We start from the raw sequence: 4,635 nt of genomic DNA, 5'->3' as shown, positions 1-4,635 counted from the left end.
CCCAGGGCAAGACGGAGCTCGGCGGCCCCCCGGCGACCGACGAGCTGGACGCCGACCGGGATGCGGTCGTGGGTGCTGGCGAGGGTCAACCTCGTGACGAGGGCGGCTCGGCCGGGGCCGGGCTCGGTGGCGCCGACGAACAGCCAGGTGTCCGCGCCCTGCACCGTCCGCGGGCAGTCGTCCGGCAGGCGCAATGCCCGCACCGCGGGGTCCCCGCTGGTTCCCAGGATCCCGGTCAGCTCCGGGTCGCCGACCGTGCCCAGGTCACCGAAGGTTCCCGGGTCCGCGGGATACGCCGGGTCGTCCCGAACGTCGTCGCCGTCGTGGACGGACGGCTGGCCAGCCGGAACGCAGGCGGGGATCAGGACGGCGGCCAGACGGCGGGGCAGGGCCAGTCGACCGGACTGCGCGACCTGGGCGACGGCGTCCACCGGGGCGCCGGTGAGCAGCATTTCGCCGAGCCGGTCGAGCATCCGCTCGCGTTCGCCGGCGGCGGTGAACTGCTCCGCGGCGTAGCCCTCGGCGGACGCGGCGGAGATGCCGTCGATGTAGGCGAACATCATCTCGGCGAGGGAGACCAGGCCGGCGGCATCGACGCCGTTGCGGGCCGCGGCCTCGCCGAGGCGCCGCCAGGACACCCGGGCGCCGACCCGGTAGGCGCCGAGCAGGTTGTCCAGGGACCGCCCGGCGCGCACCTCCCCGCGGCCCAGCCGGACGTACACCTCTCGGCTGGCGGCGAGGTTCGGCTCCAGCTGCGGCCCGGCCTCGACGACGGTCAGGAACCGGCGCAGCGCCTCGGCCACCCCACGGCGCACTCCCCGGCCGAACCGGCCCTCCAGCGGACGGGCGTAGGCCGGCACCTCCCGGGAGATCGCCAGGAGGACCTCTTCGCCCAACTGGTCAAGCTCGATGGCGAGACTCGCAGGCAGACCGGCCGGAAACTGTCCCATGGGAACAGACTGTCTCATGCGCCACACCGTGGACGGTCATGGCGGCGCCGGCTGCCCCCGCGATCCCGGTGCGATCCGTCGGTGGTGTGTCCGCTATCCGTCCGCCGGTGTGGGCCGGCCGAGTCCGGTGGGCCGCGGCACGCAGTAGCGTTGCACCCGTGGCCACGTCCTCGCTTCCAGCCCCTGATCCGGTCGGTTCCGCCGCGGTGAGGTCGGCCGTGGCCAACTCCTTTGCGAGGGCCGCGGCACGGTCCTTTCCTGCGCCGGCGTACCCGATCGAGCGGACGCGGCTCGGTAACGGGCTGCGGGTCCTGTTCGCTCCCGACCGGACGGCGCCGGTGGTGGCCGTGAGCGTTCACTATGACGTCGGCTTTCGCTCGGAACCCGAAGGACGCACCGGTTTCGCGCACCTGTTCGAGCACCTGATGTTCCAGGGCAGCGCAAACGTCGGGAAGGCGGAGCATCCCAAGCACGTCCAGGCCGCCGGTGGAATCTTCAACGGTTCGACCCATCCGGATCACACCGACTATTACGAGCTGTTGCCGTCCGGGGCGCTCGAACTCGCACTGTTCCTCGAGGCTGACCGGATGCGCAGCCCCAAGATCACCCAGCAGAACCTTGAGAACCAGATCGCCGTGGTGCAGGAGGAGATCCGGGTCAACGTCCTCAACCGGCCGTACGGCGGATTTCCGTGGATCAGCCTGCCGCCGGTGGCCTTCGACACGTTTCCCAACGCGCACAACGGCTACGGCGATTTCACCGAACTGGCTGCGGCCAGCCTCGACGACGCCGAGGACTTCTTCGACAAGTTCTACGCGCCGGGCAACGCCGTGCTCACCATCGCCGGCGACTTCGATCCGCAGGAGGCGCTCATCTTCGTCGAGCGCTACTTCGGTGACATCCCCGCCCGCAGCGTGCCGCAGCCGGGCGGCTTTGCTGAACCCATCCGGGCCCAGCAACGACGGGCTCAGCTGACCGACCCGCTGGCGCCCCGGGCCGCGCTCGCTGTCGGGTACCGGGTGCCCGACCCGATCGGCGACCTGACCGGATTTCTCGCCTACTGCCTGCTGGCCGATGTGCTCAGTGACGGGGACGCCAGCCGGCTGGAGCGCCGGCTCGTCCAGCAGGACCGCTCGGTGATCGGTGTGCGGGCTTCCCTCGGCACCTTCGGCAATCCGTTCGAGCAGCGCGATCCGCTGCTGTTCACGCTGGACGCCCGCCAGTCCGAGGACGCCACCGCCGACGGGGTGCTCGCCGCCGTGGACGAGGAGCTTGGCCGCCTTGCGACGGACGGCCTCGTCGACGGTGAGCTGGAGCGGGTGCAGGCTCGGGTCGTCTCGTCGTTGCTGCGGGAGGCCGACGACGCCCTGGGCCGTGCGATGGCGATAGCCGTGCACGAGCTGCGCCGTGGTCGCCCGGAACTGGTCAACGAGCTGCCGGCGGAACTGGCCGCCGTCACCGCCGACGCGGTCGCCGCCGCGGCCGGGAGCCTGCTCGACCAGGGACGCTCGGTACTCGAACTGGTGGCCGGGGCGGCCCCGGCCACCTGACCAGCCAGCCAGCCAGCCAGCCAGCCAGCCAGCCAGCCCGTCCGGGCAGCCGGATCGGCTGACCCGTCCACGACCAGTCGCCACGAGATCGGGAGCGCCGTGAGCTCGTCTGTCCTCATCCCTGCGGTGCGGCCGTCCGAGCCGGCACAGCTGCCGGCGGTCACCGACCGCACGCTGGCCAACGGGCTGCGGGTGCTCGTCGTCGAACGCTCCAGCGTGCCGCTGATCGAGGTGCGCCTGCGCATCCCGTTCGCCGGTCACGGCGCCGAGTACCAGGCCCGCGCCGAGGTGCTCGCGGAAACCCTGTTCACCGGGTCCGCCCGGCACGACCGGACGGGGCTCGCCAGCGAGGTGCAGCGTCTGGGCGGTGCGCTGTCCACCGGGGTCGACAACGACCGGCTCGCCGTTGTCGGCTCGGCGCTGGCGACCAACCTCGAGCCGCTGTTGCAGATCATGGCCGAGGTGCTGCTCGGCGCCGTCTACCCGGACGACGAGGTCGTCGGCGAGCGCGAGCGGATCGTCGAGGACACCGCGGTCGCCCGCAGCCAGCCGGCGGTGATCGCCCGGGAGGGACTGCTCGCCCGCGTGTTCGGCGATCACCCCTACGCCATCGGCATGCCCGACCCGGACGTCGTCGCCGCCGTGCGCCCGGACGACGTGCGTGCACTGCACGCCCGGCGGGTCGTCCCCGCCGGCGCCACCCTCATCCTGGTTGGCGACGTGACCGCCGAACGCGCCCTGGCCGCGGTGACCTCGGCCCTCGGTGGCTGGACGGGCGAGACCTCGAAGCCCGCGCCGCCCCTGCCGCTGATCACTCTCGGCCCGGTTGTGATCATCGACCGACCGGGTGCCGTGCAGACGAACATTCGCCTCGGCGGGCCCGCGCTGCCCCGGTCAGCGCCCGGCGCGCCGGCCCAGCGGCTCGCCAACACGATCTTCGGTGGCTACTTCAGCTCCCGGCTGGTCGACAACATCCGCGAGGACAAGGGCTACACCTACTCGCCGCGTAGTTCCATCGACCACTACCAGGCCGGCTCCCGGCTGACGATCGCGGCGGACGTCGCCACCGAGGTGACCGGCCCGGCTCTGCTGGAACTGTGGTACGAACTCGGTCGGATGGCGCTGCTCCCACCCAGTCGGCAGGAACTGGACGCGGCGCGCCAGTACGCCGTCGGCACGCTCGCCCTCGGTAGCGCCACCGCCGCCGGTCTCGCCTCGACCCTGTCGGCGCTGGCCGGTGCGGGCCTCGGCGTCGAGTACCTGCGCGATCATCCGCAGGCCCTGGCCGAGGTGACCCTCGCCGACCTGCAGGCGGCAGCCGCCGACCTGCTTGCGCCGACCGGCCTGGTGACGGTTCTCGTCGGCGACCGCAAGCGGATCGCCCGTGCCGTGGGCGATCTGACCCCGCTCATGCCCGCCTGACGGCCTCCCGCCGCCGCGCGTTCACGAAAATCCGTCAGTGCTGCCCAGACGCCGACCGGGGCGGGGCCGGCCGGGGCGAACCGCCGGTGCCGCCAGGCCCGGACCCCGCCGGCCCGGAGCTGGTCGTCCCGGAGCTGGTCGTCCCGGAACCGGTCGTCCCGGAACCGGTCGAAGCGGCGCCGTTGGTGCCACCACCCGCGGCGGAAGCGCCAGCCGGTGGGGTGCCAGCGGTCGCGGTACCGGAGCCACCCGCAGGCGGCGTACCGCCCGGCCCACCAGCGCCGCTACCGGTGCCACCGCCACCCGGGCCGCCGCCCGCACCGCCGCGTCCGCCAAGCTCACCGGGCAGGACCACCCGTGGGTCGCCGACCGAGTCGACGACCTGACGAGCCAGGTCATGCACCCGGCGACCCATGCCGCGCGCCGTGCGCCGCAGCCGTTCGAACGCCTCACGGGGGCGGATCTGGTTGCGTTCCGCCAGCACCCCGATTGCCTGCTCGACGATCACTCGGGAGGCCAGCGCATGCTCGAGCTGAACGACGGACAGCCGTAGCTGCTCGATCTCGCCGAGGTCGCGTTCGGCGCGGCGAGGGCGCCCGGGCGGGGCGAGATCCTCGGCGAGCAGGTCGGCGAGGACCATCGCGGACAGCAGGTCGCCGACCGGTCGAACCTCCGGGCCGGGTCCCTCGACCACCCAACCGGCGGACGTCCGC

The 4,635-nt window shown here is 73.0% G+C and carries 3 protein-coding genes and 1 pseudogene; 2 read left to right on the top strand and 2 right to left on the bottom strand.

What is annotated here, in order from left to right; translation table 11 throughout:
* A pseudogene (locus ND747_RS20025) lies at window positions 1–968 on the bottom strand (PucR family transcriptional regulator); the annotation flags it as partial.
* A gap of 200 nt (window positions 969–1,168) precedes the next feature.
* Between ND747_RS20025 and ND747_RS20020 the strand changes: the two are divergent.
* Together ND747_RS20020 and ND747_RS20015 are read left to right on the top strand one after the other, a co-directional pair.
* Window positions 1,169–2,500: a pitrilysin family protein gene (locus ND747_RS20020; protein ID WP_251735372.1), complete on the top strand. Its 1,332-nt coding sequence runs from the start codon at window positions 1,169–1,171 to the stop codon at window positions 2,498–2,500.
* A 99-nt stretch (window positions 2,501–2,599) separates the two neighbouring features.
* On the top strand, window positions 2,600–3,922 hold the full coding sequence (locus ND747_RS20015; RefSeq protein ID WP_251735371.1) for a pitrilysin family protein: 1,323 nt from the start codon (window positions 2,600–2,602) through the stop codon (window positions 3,920–3,922).
* Between the two features lie 34 nt (window positions 3,923–3,956).
* Here ND747_RS20015 and ND747_RS20010 read toward each other — a convergent pair.
* A partial coding sequence (locus ND747_RS20010; protein WP_251735369.1) for an ANTAR domain-containing protein occupies window positions 3,957–4,635 on the bottom strand: 679 nt, incomplete at its 5' end.

Origin of the sequence: Frankia sp. R82, assembly GCF_023716925.1 — a bacterium.
Classification (GTDB): domain Bacteria; phylum Actinomycetota; class Actinomycetes; order Frankiales; family Frankiaceae; genus Frankia.
Note: the sequence above shows the minus strand (reverse complement) of the source record. Positions and strands in the feature narration are given on the sequence as shown.